Consider the following 13,814-nt stretch of genomic DNA (forward strand, 5'->3'; position numbering starts at 1 on the left):
GATGACAGTTGCTTGGCAAGCCTCACGCCGTACCGGCGGGGAACTGCGCATCGAGAACGTCGTGCGTAGCTTTGCCGCGATCCGAGCGGTTGATGACGTGTCTTTCACCGTCAAGGCGCGAGGCATCACCGGCCTCATCGGGCCCAATGGCGCGGGAAAGACGACGCTTTTCAATTCGGTCGCAGGGACACTGCCGATCAATTCCGGCTCAGTGATGCTGAACGGCATCCGGATTGATGGTCTGGCACCGCACCGGATCTTCGGTCACGGGCTGCTGCGAACCTTTCAGATCCCGCGCCCCTTCGCGGAAATGACTGTTCTGGAAAACGTGATGGTCACGCCAGCAGGCCAAGCAGGCGAGCAGTTCTGGAACACCTGGTTGCGTCCAGGCCTCGTCGCGCGTGAGGAAAAAGCCCTGCGCGACAGGGCGCGCGCCATTATCGAGTTCTGTGGCCTGACGAAAGTCGAGCGGCAATTGGCCGGTGCGATCTCGGGCGGCCAGCAGAAGCTGGTTGAACTGGCGCGCGTGCTGATGGGCGACCCAGCCATCATCCTTCTGGACGAGCCTGGAGCAGGGGTAAACCCTGGGCTGCTGGACCATATCGTCGATCGCATTGCCGAGCTGCGTAAGCAGGGGCTGACCTTTCTCATCATCGAGCACAACATGGATGTGATCATGTCGCTCTGCGACCATGTGGCGGTCATGGCCGCCGGACGCCTGATCGCGCAAGGGCGACCCTCCGAGGTCACGGCGGACTCGAAGGTCATCGAGGCCTATCTTGGTGGGGGTGTCGCATGAGCATGCCACTTCTCACGGCCAGCGATCTGGTTGGCGGTTATCGTCCGGGCCTGCCCATCCTGCATGGTGCCGGGATCCAGGTTTCCGCAGGCGAGTTCGTTGCCCTGATCGGTCCGAATGGTGCGGGCAAATCAACTTTGATGAAGGCCATCGCCGGCATCGTGCCGATCTGGTCTGGGCAGGTGGAGTTGGCCGGGCGTGTCGTCACCAACACGCCGCCGCACCGTCTGGCCGAAGCCGAACTGGCCTTCGTGCCGCAGACCAACAATGTCTTCACCAGCCTGACGATCGACGAAAATCTGCGCCTGGGTGCGGCAGCCTTGTCGCGCGGGCAGGCGGGCCAGGCACTGGCTCGATCCTACGAAGCCTTTCCCGATCTGACACGCTTCCGGAACGTGCCTGCCCGCGCTTTGTCGGGCGGGCAACGGCAGATGCTGGCGGTCGCCCGTGCGCTGCTGACGAGCCCCAAGCTCTTGATGCTGGATGAGCCCAGCGCCGGACTATCGCCACTGATGGTCTCCGACGTCTTCAGCCGCCTGAAGGCGCTCGTGCACGACGGCGTCGCAATCCTGATGGTGGAGCAGAACGTCAAGGCCGCCTTTTCGGTCGCCGACCGCGCATATGTGCTGACGGAAGGCCGCAATCGACTGGACGGCACTCCGGAGCATCTGAGCGCCATGGACGAAATCGTGGAACTCTATCTGGGCGGCGGGGGGCGCAAACACTGATGCTCTTTCAGGTTCTTGCAGACGGGATCCTCACCGGATCCATCATCGCTCTCGGTGCGATCGGGCTGACGCTGACAATGAGCGTACTGCGCTTCCCGAACTTCGCGCATGCCGAGTTGATCACCTTCGGCGCTTATATCGCGTTGGCCGTGCTGGGGCTTACGGGCGCGTTCATGGGGCCGCTTGCGCCATTGTCCTTCGGCCTGCCCCTGATCTTGGCGACGGTCGTTGCCATGGCCGCCACTGCCGTTCTGGCGCTGCTGATCGACCGCCTCGTTTATCGCAAGCTGCGGGCGCGGTCGAAAAAGATGACCGTGGTCTTTGGCTCCTTCGGCGTGTCGCTGCTGGTGCGCATGTCCATTCTTCTGGTGTTCGGTGGAGCTGCCACCTACTACTCGACCGCGCTGCAGAGAGCGATCAGGGTTGGCGGCCTGTTCCGGGTGATGCCCGATCAGGTCTTCACCCTTGGCTTGACGATCATCATCGTTGTCGGCCTGCACCTCTTCCTCAAATTCACGCGGCTCGGCCTTGCCATGCGTGCCTATGCGGAAAACCCGCAGCTGGTGGGAATCTACGGTTATGACAGCGAGCGCGTTCTGCGCTGGACCTGGATTATCGGTGCCGCGCTGGCGGCTCTCGCCGGCGTGCTCTACGGGTTAACAGTGCAGATCCGGCCTGAGATCGGCTTCCACCTGCTCTTGCCCCTTTTCGCCGCGGCGATCATGGGCGGCGTCGGCAATGTCCATGGCGCGGTGTTGGGCGGCCTGATTGTGGGACTGGCGGAGTCGCTGTCGATCTACCTCATCCCACCCGGCTACAAGATGGCCGTGCCGTTCCTGCTACTCCTCCTCATTCTTTACCTGAGACCGACCGGCCTGTTCGGATCGGCAAAAGGAGCCGTGAGATGACCGGGATCCTGCTTTACCTCGTTTTTTTCCTGATCGTGACGCTGATCTATTCGATTGTCGTGATGGGGCTGAACCTGCAATGGGGCTATACCGGCCTGTTCAACGCCGGCGTGGTGGCGTTCTATGCCATCGGCGCGTATGGCACCGCCGTCCTGATGGGGCCCGACCGCTCGACCTTGATCGGCGGCTTCGGCTTGCCGTTCCCAATTGCACTGATTGGAGGCATGGCGGCCGCCGGCCTCGGCGCGCTGATTGTTGGGCTTGCAGCGCTGCGATTGCGCGATGATTATCTTGCCATTGCTACCTTCGGGATCGCGATCTCCGTTCAGCTGGTGGCTCTGAACTTCGAAGGCCTGACCGGCGGCGCACAAGGCCTGATCGGACTGCCGCGCCCGCTGTTTTCCATGTTCGACAGCCCCAACGGGTTCAATCTGTTCTATCTCGGCTTCGTCGCCTGCATGGCCGCGCTGGTCTACCTGGCGCTTCAGACTGCGCTGGGGTCGCCATGGGGACGGTTGCTGAAAGCGGTGCGCGAGGATGAAACCGCGGCTGCTTCGCTCGGCAAGAATCCGGCCATGGTGCGGCTGCAGGCTTTCGTGCTTGGTTGCACCCTCATGGGCCTGGCTGGCGGGCTTTATGTCGGCTTCATCGGCTTTGTCAGCCCGCTGGACTTCCTGCCGATCCTGACGTTCCAGATCTGGGCAATGCTGATCGTCGGCGGCTCGGGCAATACGAAAGGGGCTTTTGTGGGAGCCTTCGCGGTGTGGGGCCTGTGGTCGGTCAGCGGCATGGCGGTCAGCAAGCTTTTGCCGGTGCAGTTTCAGTCGCAAGGTGGCGCGATCCAGACCATGCTGATTGGCCTGTTGATCGTCCTGACCTTGCTGTTCCGACCCCGCGGCCTGATCGGGGAATCCGAAACGATTTCACGCCATGCCAATTAGCCGCCCCAACACCTTCTGGCATTCTCGGGTGCCGCTGCCCGACTGTCCTGCGCTGCAGGGCGGACTGCAAGCTGATGTCGTCGTTGTTGGGGGAGGCTTCACAGGTCTGGCTGCCGCGGCCACCTTGGCCGAGGGCGGCGCGAATGTGGTGCTTCTCGAGGCCGAAGGCCTGGCGCACTCGGCTTCCGGACGCAACGCGGGTTTCGTTGTGCCCAATTTCTCGAAGGCAGATCCGGCGCAAGTCCTGGCAAAACTCGGACCGGAGCGCGGCAAACGTTTGCTTGCCATGGTCAGCGGCGCAGCCGACCGCGTCTTTGAACTGGCTCGCGAAGCGGATCTGGGAGCGGAGGCCGAACAAAACGGTTGGCTGCAACCCGCCCACTCACCGGCAATGGCAAAGACTGTTCAAGCACGGGTCGAGGCTTGGGCGGCGTTGGGCAGACCCGTGGAATGGCTGGACGCGGCAGAAACAGCTCGCCGTACCGGGATCGACATCTATCACGGCGCGCTTTTCGATCGCTCGGGTGGCGTCATCAATCCCGTCGCTCATGCCGCAGCCCTTGCTCGACGGGCGCAAAAGGCAGGCGCGCGGCTGTTCGAGGGCAGCGCTGCACGCAACATAACCCGCCGCAGTTCAGGCTGGAGGGTTGAAACAGCTTCAGGCCATGTCGACGCTCCAAAGGTGCTGATGTGCACCAATGCCCATACGCTCGGGGCAGCCAAGGCGCTTGGACGCACCGTGATCCCGCTCAACGTCTATCAGATCGCAACAGAGCCGCTGGATGCTGCCGTGATCGCGCGCTTTTCGCCGAATCGCGAGCCTCTATCGGACACCCGTGCAAACATCTTCACCTTCCGCCTGACGGCCGACCACCGGCTGATCTCGGGCGGCATGGCGGTGGTGCCGTATTTTGGCGCGGAAGCCCGAATGGCGCGGCGCATCGTGACGCGGCTGGCGCGCGAACTGCGCCTGCCGGCGGTGCCACGCGTCGATCATATCTGGCGTGGCACGGCCGCCGTTACGACCGACTTCCTGCCGCATCTGGTTGATCTTGGTCCAGGCTTTCTAGGCGTCACAGCCTGCAATGGCCGTGGCGTGGCTATGACAACCGTCACCGGTGAGATGATCGGCAAGGCTCTCCTGGAAGGCCATTCTCTGGATGATCTGCCGATTCCGCTGGGCGCGCCTTCGGCTGTTCCGGCACCCTTTCTGGCTCGATGGGCACCCTCGGCCTTTCTCCTGCAGGGCGACCGGGCCGACAGGCGAGCCATCCGTAAAACACAAGAAGACCGGGCTCACGCAAACCGGCAATCGGCAGCCTAACAAACAATCAATGGGATCACACATGAAGAAACTTCTGCTTTCAAGCATCTGCGCACTCGGCGCCATGACCGGTTCTGCCATGGCGCAGGATTGCGAGATCGCGTTCGGGTCCGTTCTTTCGCTCACCGGGCCCAACGCCGCCATTGGCAAGGCGATCGGCGATGCTGGCCAGCTCGCGGTCGACCAGTTCAATGAAGCAGGCGGCGCAGCCGGCTGTAAGGTGCGTTATGTCCTTCGTGACGACCAGGGGCAGCCCAATGTCGGCGTTGATGCCGCCAAGTCACTGGTCGAGATCGATGGTTCTCCTGTGATTCTGGGTTCGATCGCCTCCGGAGTGACGCTGCCGATTCTGACGTCGGTTGCTGTTCCGGCAAAGGTCACGCAGATTTCCTGCTGCTCATCGGCACCGTCGCTGACCGAATTGGCGGCCGAAGGCGGCACGGATGGCTTGTGGTTCCGCACCCTGCCGACCTCGCGTCCGCAGGGTATCGTCATGGCCACGCTGGCTCATGAAGCCGGGCTGAAGACCATGGCGATCGTCTATGTAAACTCCGATTACGGCGTGGGTCTCGCCCGCGACTTCAAGGAAGCGTTCGAAAAGCTCGGCGGCACTGTGAGCCAGATGATCGCCTATAACGAGCAGCAGCCATCCTACCGCGTCGAAGTGAATGCCGCGCTGCAGGGTGAGCCAGAGGCGATGTTCCTCGTGGCGTTCCCGGCAGACGGAGCGACGGTGGCGCGTGAATGGATCTCCTTCGGCGGATCTTCGAAGCTTTATCTGTCGAACGCGATGCGCGCTGACGAATTCGTTCATGCAGTAGGCGCGGATATCCTCGTTGATGCTGTTGGCATCGACAATGCGCAGATTTCCGGCGAAAGCGTCAGCAGCTTCGATGCAGCTTGGGAAAAGCGCTTCGGTTCGGCTCCAAACGGTCCTGGCCTCCATACAATGTATGACGCGACGGCGGTTGCACTCCTGGCCATGGAAAAGGCCGGTAAACCAAACGGTCGAGCCATCGCGGATAACATCCGCACCGTCACGGGTGGTGAGGGCGAGGTGATCCTGCCAGGTGTCGAAGGCTTCACCCGCGCCAAACAATTGGTGGCTGAAAACAAGCCGTTCACCTATGTCGGCGCAACGGGCCCGATCACCTTCGATGCCAATGGCGACGTCAATGGTCCCTACCTGATCTGGGGCGTCAAGGACGGCAAGCTGACCACGATCGACACCTGGGACATCCCGCGCGTCGATGCGGCCACTGCGGCCATCGAAAAGTAACTCAAGGAAAGGGGGGATCGGACATGACAGGCAAAGCTCCGCGCCTGCGAGACATGGACGTCCAGTTCAGCCTGGACGGTGTGTCCGATCTCCCGCTTTTGTTTCAACGGAGGGCAGAGGCGGCACAGTCCGCCTTGAACCGTTGGCCCGTTCATCATGCCCTCCGCTACGGGCCGAAACAGGGCGAAACACTCAATCTGTTCCCGGCAGATTCAGCACAATCATCAGTCGGCGGCGCACCGGTTCTCTTTTTCATCCACGGCGGCTTCTGGCGGTCGCTGGATGCTGATCTGTTCAGCTTCCTGGCCGATGGCTTCGTTCCCTTCGGCGCCATGCTGGTGGTGATCGATTATCCTCTCATGCCGGACGTGCGGCTTGCTGACGTTCTGGCTTCCTGCGCGCGCGCTTTGCATTGGACCCATGCAAATGTCGCGGACTATGGCGGTGATCCCAACAGGATCACGATCTGCGGCAACTCGGCCGGCGGTCACCTCGTTGCCGAACTCGCCTGCGCCGACGCGCCACATTCCTGCGGATCCAGCGCTCAAGGGGCCGGGATACCTATTGCTGCAGCAGTGCCGATCAGCGGCATCTACGATCTGGAGCCGGTAACGCGCTCTTTTCAGGACGACAGCCTGACGCTGACTGCAAGCGAGGTTGCAGACTTCAGCCCTTTGACGCGCCGTTACCGTTCGGTGGTGCCCATGCTGGTTGCGGTTGGCGCAGACGAGACGACCGAGTTCCTGCGCCAGACCGACGCCTTTGCTGATCTTTGCACACGCGCGGGGCAGCCTTCAGAGGCCTTGCACGTGCCGGGCACCAACCATGTCTCCGTTTTAACCGAAGCGCTGGCCGTGCCCGACCATTCCTTCAACCGGCGCGTTCGCGCCTTGATGGGGCTGGCGGTCTGATCGCACCGCAGCACTCACCAAAGACCTGATCTATCTCCAAGGAACTCTGATGCTTCGACTTGCCCGCCGGCTGACCCAGACCTCCGCAAAGAGCTATGGCATGTTCGCCAAGGCTGCCGCACTGGGACCACGCCCAGATCTCATCCATCTGGAACTCGGCATGCCGATCCACGACACGCCGGATTTGATCAAGGAAGCGACCGTGTCCGCGATGCGTGCCGGGCATGTCCATTACACCCATTTCCAGGGCATCCCCGAACTGCGCAACGCTCTGGCCGTGAAAATGCACGAGCAGAATGCGCTGGATTTCACTGCAGACGAGATCATCGTCACCAACGGCCTGACGCAGGCGTCCTTCATCGCCTTCATGGCGCTGCTGGATGAAGGCGATGAGGCAATCCTGCTCGACCCCTATTATCCCCAGCATCTCGGCAAGATCGAAATGGCGGGTGCCAAGGCGGTGATCGCCAGCACCGGTCCGGGGTTCACGCTGGTCAAGGAGCTTATCGAAGAGAAGATCACGCCGCGAACCCGGGTGATCACGCTGGTCAATCCGTCGAACCCGACGGGCCGCTGCTACAGCCGCGAAGAACTGACCGCTGTGGCCGAACTCGCACAGAAATACGATCTGGCGGTGATCTGCGATGAGGTTTACGAACGCATCACCTTCGACGGCACGCAGCATATTTCGATCGCCTCCCTGCCGGGGATGCGCGCGCGCACCATCACCATGTTCGCGTTTACCAAGGCCTTTGCCATGGACGGCTGGCGCATCGGCTGGCTTGCGGCGGACAAGTCGCTGATCGGCTCCTTGGTGAAGCTGCATGCAACGGAGGTCACCCATGTGAACACCTTCATCCAGCATGGCGCCCTGGCCGCGATCACCGCGCCGCCCGAGGTGCTGGGGGACATGGTCGACGACGATCGCATGAAGCGCGATCTCGTCGTGTCGCGGTTGAATCAGATGCCCGGCGTCACCTGCGAACTGCCCCAAGGAACGATCTACGCCTTTCCCGACATCTCAGGCACCGGCCTTTCAGCGCAACAGGCGGCAGACGCGCTTTTGAACGAGGCACAAGTCGTGGTCGAGGCGGGCACGTTCTATGGGAAGGGTGGCGAAGGTCACCTGCGGGTTTGCTTCGGTTCGGAAACCACGGAGAAGCTGACCTTGGCCATGGACCGCATGACCCGATTCTTTAACAATCTCCCGCAGCAGCCGCACTCATGATCCATGCTTTGTGCGGTATGCTCGCACGGGCATCTGAAGTGCCTTGCCGCCGCCGTGTGGCGTCGGTTCCCGGCCTGCAGATCCGGGACCTCTGAGCACAGCTGCCTTCGCAGGAACTGCAATCGACGCTGGCAATCTCAACGCAAACGCAGCTGCCGGAAGATTGCGATGGCCGTGACGTCAGGATGATCAGCAGTCCTGACCTGTTTGTTTCCTGACACGGATCAGACCGCGTCCCCGCCGATGTTGCGGATCATGGCGCGGATCGTGCGCAGGCAGGCCTGCATGTCTGCGTCCGGAATACCGTCCACCAGGCGGTCGTGATTGCGCGCGATGGTGGGCCATACCTGCTGCAACAGCGCTTCGCCTTCGCGCGTCAGGGCCACTTCGCGCCGGCGCAGGTCGCTGGCGGCGATCTGGCGCTCCACAAGCCCCGCCGTCACCATCGTTTCGATTGTGCGGCTGGCATTGGATTGCTCCACGACCGCATAAGCGGCGATCTCGTTCACCGTCAGCGTTTTATGGACATGCAGAACCGATAAAGTGCGCAGGACCGTGTTGTTGATGTTGAACGCGCTCAGATCGCGGTTCTGGTCGAGGTTCCAGCGATTGGCGAGCCGATTCAGGAGATAAGGCAGGTAATCATCAAGATCGACCGGCGCGTGGTCGATGCCGCTTTCTCCCTCGGGCACACGTTTGTGCATGGCCTTTTCAGGTCTGGTCATCTGCGTTTCCCTGGATGCGGACCGAAAGCGCCCGCAGCGCCCCGAGCGAGGCCTGCAGCTCGCTCATCGGCGCACCGGCGAAGCAGTTTGCGAGCTTTTGCGCGTGCAGGCGATTGGCCTCGTCGAACGCCGCCTTTCCTTCCGGTGTAAAGCGAACGATGAAGGATCGCCGGTCGTCCTGCGACATTGTCTTGGTGATCAGCCCGTCGGCGAGCAAACGCCGCACCAGACCCGACACATTGCCGCTCGTGACTTTCAGATTGGCGGAGATCTGTCCAAGGCTGATGCCGTCGGGATAGCGCTCGACCTGCGCCAGGAACTCGAACTTTGCCACCGACAAGCCGTGATGAGCACTCAAAGCGCTGTTGAGCCGCGAGAATACGGTGCTTTCCAGCGACAGGATCTGCAGCCAGATGCGCGTTTCCACCTTGCGGCGCTCGGGGTCCGCTTCCGTTTCGGCGATATCCGGCACTGGACCCTCGTTTGCTGCACCCCCCCTTAGCCGCCGCCGCACCTGGTTCTTCCGGTGCACAAAGGCTGCTCAGATTGCCGCAAACCTATTCACGATTTGGCATAATCAAGCAAGGCAACGCGCAGATCGTCGGGAATGGGCTTGGAGCGGTGCGTGGTAAGATCGGTGGTCACCACCGTGAAGCGACCGCGCAAGGCTTCCGCTTCGCCGTTGAAGGCATGAAGCTGCAGCGCAAAGGACGATGTGCCAACGCGCTCCAGATCAACCGCGATCTCCAGCGTGTCGCCCATGCACGCCGGCTGGAAGAAGTCGGCATGGGCGTTGACATAGCCAAGGCCGGTGCGGCGCGGTCCAATCAGGTCGTAATAGCTGATCCCAAGTCGCGCATTGTACCATTCTTCGATGGCCACGTTGAAGATGTCGAAGAATCTGGGCGTGTAAACGATGCCCGCAGGGTCGCAATGACCGAAGCGGATCTTGATTGCCGTCGACCACAAACCAGGCTTCAGGGCTGAGCGATCGAGCGGCATCGGCTTGTCGACGCTGGACGTCTGTGAACCCGTGGTCATACGAAGGTTCTGATGGTTGCGATGGTGCCGTCGAGCTGTTTCTCGGAGCCGTCCTTGACCGCTGCGTCGCGCAAACGGCGCGCCCAATCTGCCGCATCATCGCGCGTTTCCAGAAGCGTGACGGTGGACATGACCTTGTCGAACTTGGACATGCCCCGTGCATGGGTATCGGAATAGCCCTTCACCAGACGCTGGAACTGCAGCACTTCGACGGCGAGCGCATAGTTCTGGTTAAGCAGCCGCTGCGCGGTGGCCAGCCACTGGTCGCGATGGGCGACCTCGCCCTGATGGCGCAGCGAACGGCGGCGCAGGAAGCGCATGCCGCCCATAATGTAGAGTGCGGCGAACCAGGGCAGCGAATAGGTTTTGACGCGCCGACCTTTGGACACGCGCTTGTCGAGCCATGCGAAGAGCTTCGGCCGCGCTTCGATCCAGCGGCCGAGACCGGCGGGCAGCAGGCCGTTCACCTCTTCCATGCGCGGATGCATGAATTCGGTGGTTTGCATGACCTGACCGTCGCGCAGCCCCATGTCCTTTTCGATGCGGTCACGCCGCTGCATGCGGGTCTTGAGGTCGGCGACGCGGATCACGTCGTCGTAGCACATGGCGTTGGCGAGGTATTTTGCGGCGTTGGTGGTGAAGGCGAACGCATGCGCGCCGCCGCCGGCGGCAGCATCGTCGCGCGCCAGGCCGTCGAGCAGATCGAGATATTCCGCGCCATAGGCCACGTCCTGATAGTCCACCACCTTGCGCAGGCCGGCATCCGCCATTGCGCGTGCTTCCACCGGCAGGCTTTGGATACGCGCCAGCAATGGCTTCAAGCGCGGATCGCCATCGAAAGACGATTCCGCCGGCGTTTCGATAGGCGCGGAAGGTCCGAGATTGGGCGGCGAAGCGGCGGCCATTTCCGATGAAGGCGCGGCTTGTGCCGGCAGTTCTGTCGCGGCCGGACCTCCCTCCGTGTCATCCGGCTCGACATGCCGCATGGCGGCCTCGAAGGTGCGGATGCTGCCTTCAACGCCCTTGCCGCTTTTGCGGATGATGTCGAGATAGGCTTCCCTTGCAAAGGGCAGGGCGCCCGATGCGGCGAGCGCGCCGAACATGGCGGACGAAATCACGCTGCCATTGCGCACGGCGAGCTCTTCCATGTTGAAGACGATCTCGCGTTTTGCCACCACGCCGATGGCGCCGGTTACGGCGGAATTGTCGGCGATTCCTTCGCCGGGCGCAATCTTTTCGGTCACCGACAAGGAGCGGTGGTTGGACGCAATCAGCGTCGTGCGTTTTGGGGTCACGATGCCGCGCAGGATAGAGCGGCCGGCTTCCATGAATTCGGATGCGATCACCACATCCACGTCGCCCGGTGTGGGCATCTGGGCCAGGATCGGCTTGCGCCCATCGAGCGGCGGCATCATCTCGACATAATAGATCGTGGCGCCGGTGCGCTGGGCGACGCCCGGCACGGAGGTGGATTGCGCCACCCAATTCTGATCTTCGGCGAGCTTGACGATCCAGTCGGTAAGCACGCCGCCGCCCTGACCACCCATGGCGACGATAGCGATCGAGATCGGGCGCTCGGTGGCCGGACCAACGGCTGCGAGCGGCAAGTGGATCGTGTCGTCCTTCATCATGCCACGGCGACCTGTACGCGGCGACCCGCACGGCGGCGCTGAAGATAGGTGATGACCTTCATCGTCCATTTGGCCTTGAACTGGTCCCATTTGGTCGGGTTATGGATCACGTCCGCACGGAAGAAGGACGGGCACAGCACGGCCGCTTCCGCCACTTCGCCGCAATTGCCGCAAGCCACGCAGGTGTTGTCGATTGCCGCCACCGGATCGTCGCGCAAGGGATCGTCGAGTACCTTTACCGAAAGCGACGGACAGCCCGAAAGCCGCATGCAGGCGTGATCGCCCGTGCACACGTCCTCGTCGACGCCATAGCGCTCCTTGACGACGCGCTCGCCCCCCTTGATCGCCTTGTTGACCAGAGGCTTCACACGGCGCTGCTTGTTCAGCATGCATTCCGAAGACGCCACGATCACCTTGGGGCCTTCTTCGGTGGAGGTCAGCGCTTCGCGCAGCGTGTCGCGCATCTTGGTGACGTCATAGGTGCGGTCGATCTGGCGCACCCAGTTGACGCCGATGCCTTCCACCGCCTTGGTAATGGAATTGTTGGTTTGCCGGTTCTTGTTCCATGCGCGCGAAGACGGGATGTCCTGCCCGCCGGTGGCCGAGGAATAGAAGTTGTCGACGATAATGAACACGCCGTCATGCTTGTTGAACACGGCGTTGCCGATGCCGGACGTCAGGCCATTATGCCAAAAACCGCCATCGCCCATGATGGCGATCGACTTCTTGGCGCCCTTGACGTTGAAGGCCGAAGTGGAAGCCGGCCCGAGTCCAAAGCCCATCGTGGTGGCGCCGATGTTGAAAGGCGGCAGGATGGAAAACAGGTGGCAGCCGATATCCGCCGACACGTGGTGCTCGCCGAGTTCTTCTTCCACCAGTTTCATGGATGCGAAGATCGGTCGTTCGGGGCAGCCGGTGCAAAGGCCCGGCGGGCGCGGCGGAACGACGTCGCGCAGGCGCTTCACTTCCGGCAGGTCGAGTACGGGCCGCGCATCGGGCACCGGCGGGCGATTGCCGAGGATCATCGGGTCGTGCTGTTCCAGGAAGGCCTGGATGCCTTCCATCAGAACCTGCGCGGTGTAATCGCCGCCCATCGGCAGCACATCCTTGCCCGCCACTTTGGTGTTGATGTCTCGGCGGCGCAGAACCGTGTTGATCGCCTGTTCGAGATATTCCGGCTGGCCTTCTTCCACCATCAGAACGGCATCCTTGCCTCGGCAGAACTCCGCCACTTCCGTGTCGATCACGGGATAGGTCACGTTCATGCAGTAGATCGGCAGCTTCAACGTGCCATAGGCGTCCGACAGGCCGAGATATTGCAGCGCGCGAATCACGTTGTTGTACATGCCGCCCTGGATCACGATGCCTGTCTTTGCATTCTCCTGCGGCCCGAAATACTCGTTGAGCTTGTGCTCGTGGATGAAGTCGATCGCGGCCGGCATGCGGACCTTGATCTTCTCCTGTTCCTGGACGTAAGCGGCCGGCGGCAGAACGATGCGGCTCAGATCGCGCTTCGGGTTGTTCAGCGCGTCCTGCAGCGTGAAGGACGGCTTGACGTTATCCTTGGCGATGAACGAGCCATGCATGTGGCAGGAGCGCACGCGCACTTCCAGCATCACCGGCGTGTTCGACGCTTCCGAGAGCTGGAAACCTTTTTCGATCATGTCGACGATGCAGGTATGGTCGGGGCGCGGATCGAGCAGCCACATCTGCGACTTCATAGCAAAGGCGTGGGTGCGCTCCTGCATGATGGAGGAGCCTTCGCCGTAGTCTTCACCCACGATCACCATCGCGCCGCCGGTCACGCCACCTGAAGCCAGGTTGGCAAGCGCATCCGACGCCACATTGGTGCCTACTGTGGATTTCCAGGCGACAGCACCGCGCAAGGGATACATCACCGAGGCCGACAGCATGGCGGCCGCCGTGGCTTCGTTGGCCGAACTCTGGAAGTTGACGCCAAGCTCGTCGAGCACATCCTTGGCATCGGCCAGAACGTCCATCAGGTGGGAAATAGGCGAACCCTGGTAGCCGCCGACATACGACACGCCGGATTGCAGCAGCGCCTTGGTGATGGCCAGAATACCTTCACCACGAAATTCCTCACCGTCGCCGAGCCTGAGATCCTCGACTTCTCGCGCAAATGACCGTTCAGCCATCGAACACTCCTGGTAAACCAGCCAGAGAAATATGCTTTAGCATAGATTTAGCGGTGAACCGCGTCAATCTGCCAGTTCGAGAGCTGATCAGAACGTCGGCAAAGACAGCGAAATGATGCCTGGGAAACACCGCGTGATTTGCC

Annotated in this window: 13 protein-coding genes; 8 read left to right on the forward strand and 5 right to left on the reverse strand. The window is 61.9% G+C overall.

Going from position 1 to position 13,814, the window contains the following annotated elements; genetic code table 11:
- The first annotated feature begins 1 nt into the window (after position 1).
- From JYU29_RS14235 to JYU29_RS14270, 8 genes are read left to right on the forward strand one after another with little or no spacing between them, the layout of a single operon-like run.
- Positions 2-799, forward strand: a complete 798-nt coding sequence (locus JYU29_RS14235; protein ID WP_213985462.1) for an ABC transporter ATP-binding protein — start codon at positions 2-4, stop codon at positions 797-799.
- Positions 796-1,527 carry an ABC transporter ATP-binding protein gene (locus JYU29_RS14240; protein WP_213985463.1) on the forward strand — a complete coding sequence of 244 codons (732 nt, stop codon included), beginning with the start codon at positions 796-798 and terminating at the stop codon, positions 1,525-1,527. Before JYU29_RS14235 ends, JYU29_RS14240 begins: the two co-directional genes overlap by 4 nt.
- The gene (locus JYU29_RS14245) at positions 1,527-2,435 is read left to right on the forward strand and encodes a branched-chain amino acid ABC transporter permease (protein ID WP_213985464.1); all 909 of its coding nucleotides are present in this window, start codon (positions 1,527-1,529) and stop codon (positions 2,433-2,435) included. Before JYU29_RS14240 ends, JYU29_RS14245 begins: the two co-directional genes overlap by 1 nt.
- Complete coding sequence (locus tag JYU29_RS14250) at positions 2,432-3,376, forward strand: branched-chain amino acid ABC transporter permease (RefSeq protein ID WP_213985465.1); 945 nt, start codon at positions 2,432-2,434, stop codon at positions 3,374-3,376. The genes JYU29_RS14245 and JYU29_RS14250 overlap by 4 nt, the downstream gene beginning before the upstream one ends.
- A complete protein-coding gene (locus JYU29_RS14255; RefSeq protein WP_213985466.1) occupies positions 3,366-4,700 on the forward strand; it encodes an NAD(P)/FAD-dependent oxidoreductase in 1,335 nt (444 codons plus the stop codon). The genes JYU29_RS14250 and JYU29_RS14255 overlap by 11 nt, the downstream gene beginning before the upstream one ends.
- Positions 4,701-4,722: 22 nt before the next feature.
- Positions 4,723-5,979, forward strand: a complete 1,257-nt coding sequence (locus JYU29_RS14260; RefSeq protein WP_213985467.1) for an ABC transporter substrate-binding protein — start codon at positions 4,723-4,725, stop codon at positions 5,977-5,979.
- Positions 5,980-6,002: 23 nt separating this feature from the next.
- Positions 6,003-6,890: an alpha/beta hydrolase gene (locus JYU29_RS14265; protein WP_213985468.1), complete on the forward strand. Its 888-nt coding sequence runs from the start codon at positions 6,003-6,005 to the stop codon at positions 6,888-6,890.
- Positions 6,891-6,939: 49 nt separating this feature from the next.
- Positions 6,940-8,118 carry a pyridoxal phosphate-dependent aminotransferase gene (locus JYU29_RS14270; RefSeq protein ID WP_213985469.1) on the forward strand — a complete coding sequence of 393 codons (1,179 nt, stop codon included), beginning with the start codon at positions 6,940-6,942 and terminating at the stop codon, positions 8,116-8,118.
- 224 nt (positions 8,119-8,342) lie between these two features.
- Here the strand turns inward: JYU29_RS14270 and JYU29_RS14275 are convergent, their stop codons facing one another.
- The 5 genes from JYU29_RS14275 to JYU29_RS14295 form a co-directional block, all read right to left on the reverse strand.
- The gene (locus tag JYU29_RS14275) at positions 8,343-8,843 is read right to left on the reverse strand and encodes a MarR family winged helix-turn-helix transcriptional regulator (RefSeq protein ID WP_250157451.1); all 501 of its coding nucleotides are present in this window, start codon (positions 8,841-8,843) and stop codon (positions 8,343-8,345) included.
- Positions 8,830-9,315: a MarR family winged helix-turn-helix transcriptional regulator gene (locus JYU29_RS14280; RefSeq protein WP_213985470.1), complete on the reverse strand. Its 486-nt coding sequence runs from the start codon at positions 9,313-9,315 to the stop codon at positions 8,830-8,832. The genes JYU29_RS14275 and JYU29_RS14280 overlap by 14 nt, the downstream gene beginning before the upstream one ends.
- Positions 9,316-9,404: 89 nt before the next feature.
- Positions 9,405-9,884 carry an acyl-CoA thioesterase gene (locus tag JYU29_RS14285; RefSeq protein WP_213985471.1) on the reverse strand — a complete coding sequence of 160 codons (480 nt, stop codon included), beginning with the start codon at positions 9,882-9,884 and terminating at the stop codon, positions 9,405-9,407.
- Positions 9,881-11,512 (reverse strand): indolepyruvate oxidoreductase subunit beta family protein, encoded by a 1,632-nt coding sequence (locus JYU29_RS14290; protein WP_213985601.1) that lies wholly within the window; start codon positions 11,510-11,512, stop codon positions 9,881-9,883. Before JYU29_RS14290 ends, JYU29_RS14285 begins: the two co-directional genes overlap by 4 nt.
- Entirely contained in the window at positions 11,512-13,671 is a 2,160-nt protein-coding gene (locus JYU29_RS14295) for a thiamine pyrophosphate-dependent enzyme (RefSeq protein WP_213985472.1), read from the reverse strand. The genes JYU29_RS14290 and JYU29_RS14295 overlap by 1 nt, the downstream gene beginning before the upstream one ends.
- Positions 13,672-13,814 lie beyond the last annotated feature (143 nt).

This window comes from Tianweitania aestuarii (assembly GCF_018457165.1).
Lineage (GTDB): Bacteria > Pseudomonadota > Alphaproteobacteria > Rhizobiales > Rhizobiaceae > Tianweitania > Tianweitania aestuarii.

Coding starts and splice junctions, on each gene's coding strand:
- JYU29_RS14235 (WP_213985462.1), top strand. CDS start 2: ATGACAGTTGCTTGGCAAGCCTCACGCCGTACCGGCGGGGAACTGCGC.
- JYU29_RS14240 (WP_213985463.1), top strand. CDS start 796: ATGAGCATGCCACTTCTCACGGCCAGCGATCTGGTTGGCGGTTATCGT.
- JYU29_RS14245 (WP_213985464.1), top strand. CDS start 1,527: ATGCTCTTTCAGGTTCTTGCAGACGGGATCCTCACCGGATCCATCATC.
- JYU29_RS14250 (WP_213985465.1), top strand. CDS start 2,432: ATGACCGGGATCCTGCTTTACCTCGTTTTTTTCCTGATCGTGACGCTG.
- JYU29_RS14255 (WP_213985466.1), top strand. CDS start 3,366: ATGCCAATTAGCCGCCCCAACACCTTCTGGCATTCTCGGGTGCCGCTG.
- JYU29_RS14260 (WP_213985467.1), top strand. CDS start 4,723: ATGAAGAAACTTCTGCTTTCAAGCATCTGCGCACTCGGCGCCATGACC.
- JYU29_RS14265 (WP_213985468.1), top strand. CDS start 6,003: ATGACAGGCAAAGCTCCGCGCCTGCGAGACATGGACGTCCAGTTCAGC.
- JYU29_RS14270 (WP_213985469.1), top strand. CDS start 6,940: ATGCTTCGACTTGCCCGCCGGCTGACCCAGACCTCCGCAAAGAGCTAT.
- JYU29_RS14275 (WP_250157451.1), bottom strand. CDS start 8,843: ATGACCAGACCTGAAAAGGCCATGCACAAACGTGTGCCCGAGGGAGAA.
- JYU29_RS14285 (WP_213985471.1), bottom strand. CDS start 9,884: ATGACCACGGGTTCACAGACGTCCAGCGTCGACAAGCCGATGCCGCTC.
- JYU29_RS14290 (WP_213985601.1), bottom strand. CDS start 11,512: ATGAAGGACGACACGATCCACTTGCCGCTCGCAGCCGTTGGTCCGGCC.
- JYU29_RS14295 (WP_213985472.1), bottom strand. CDS start 13,671: ATGGCTGAACGGTCATTTGCGCGAGAAGTCGAGGATCTCAGGCTCGGC.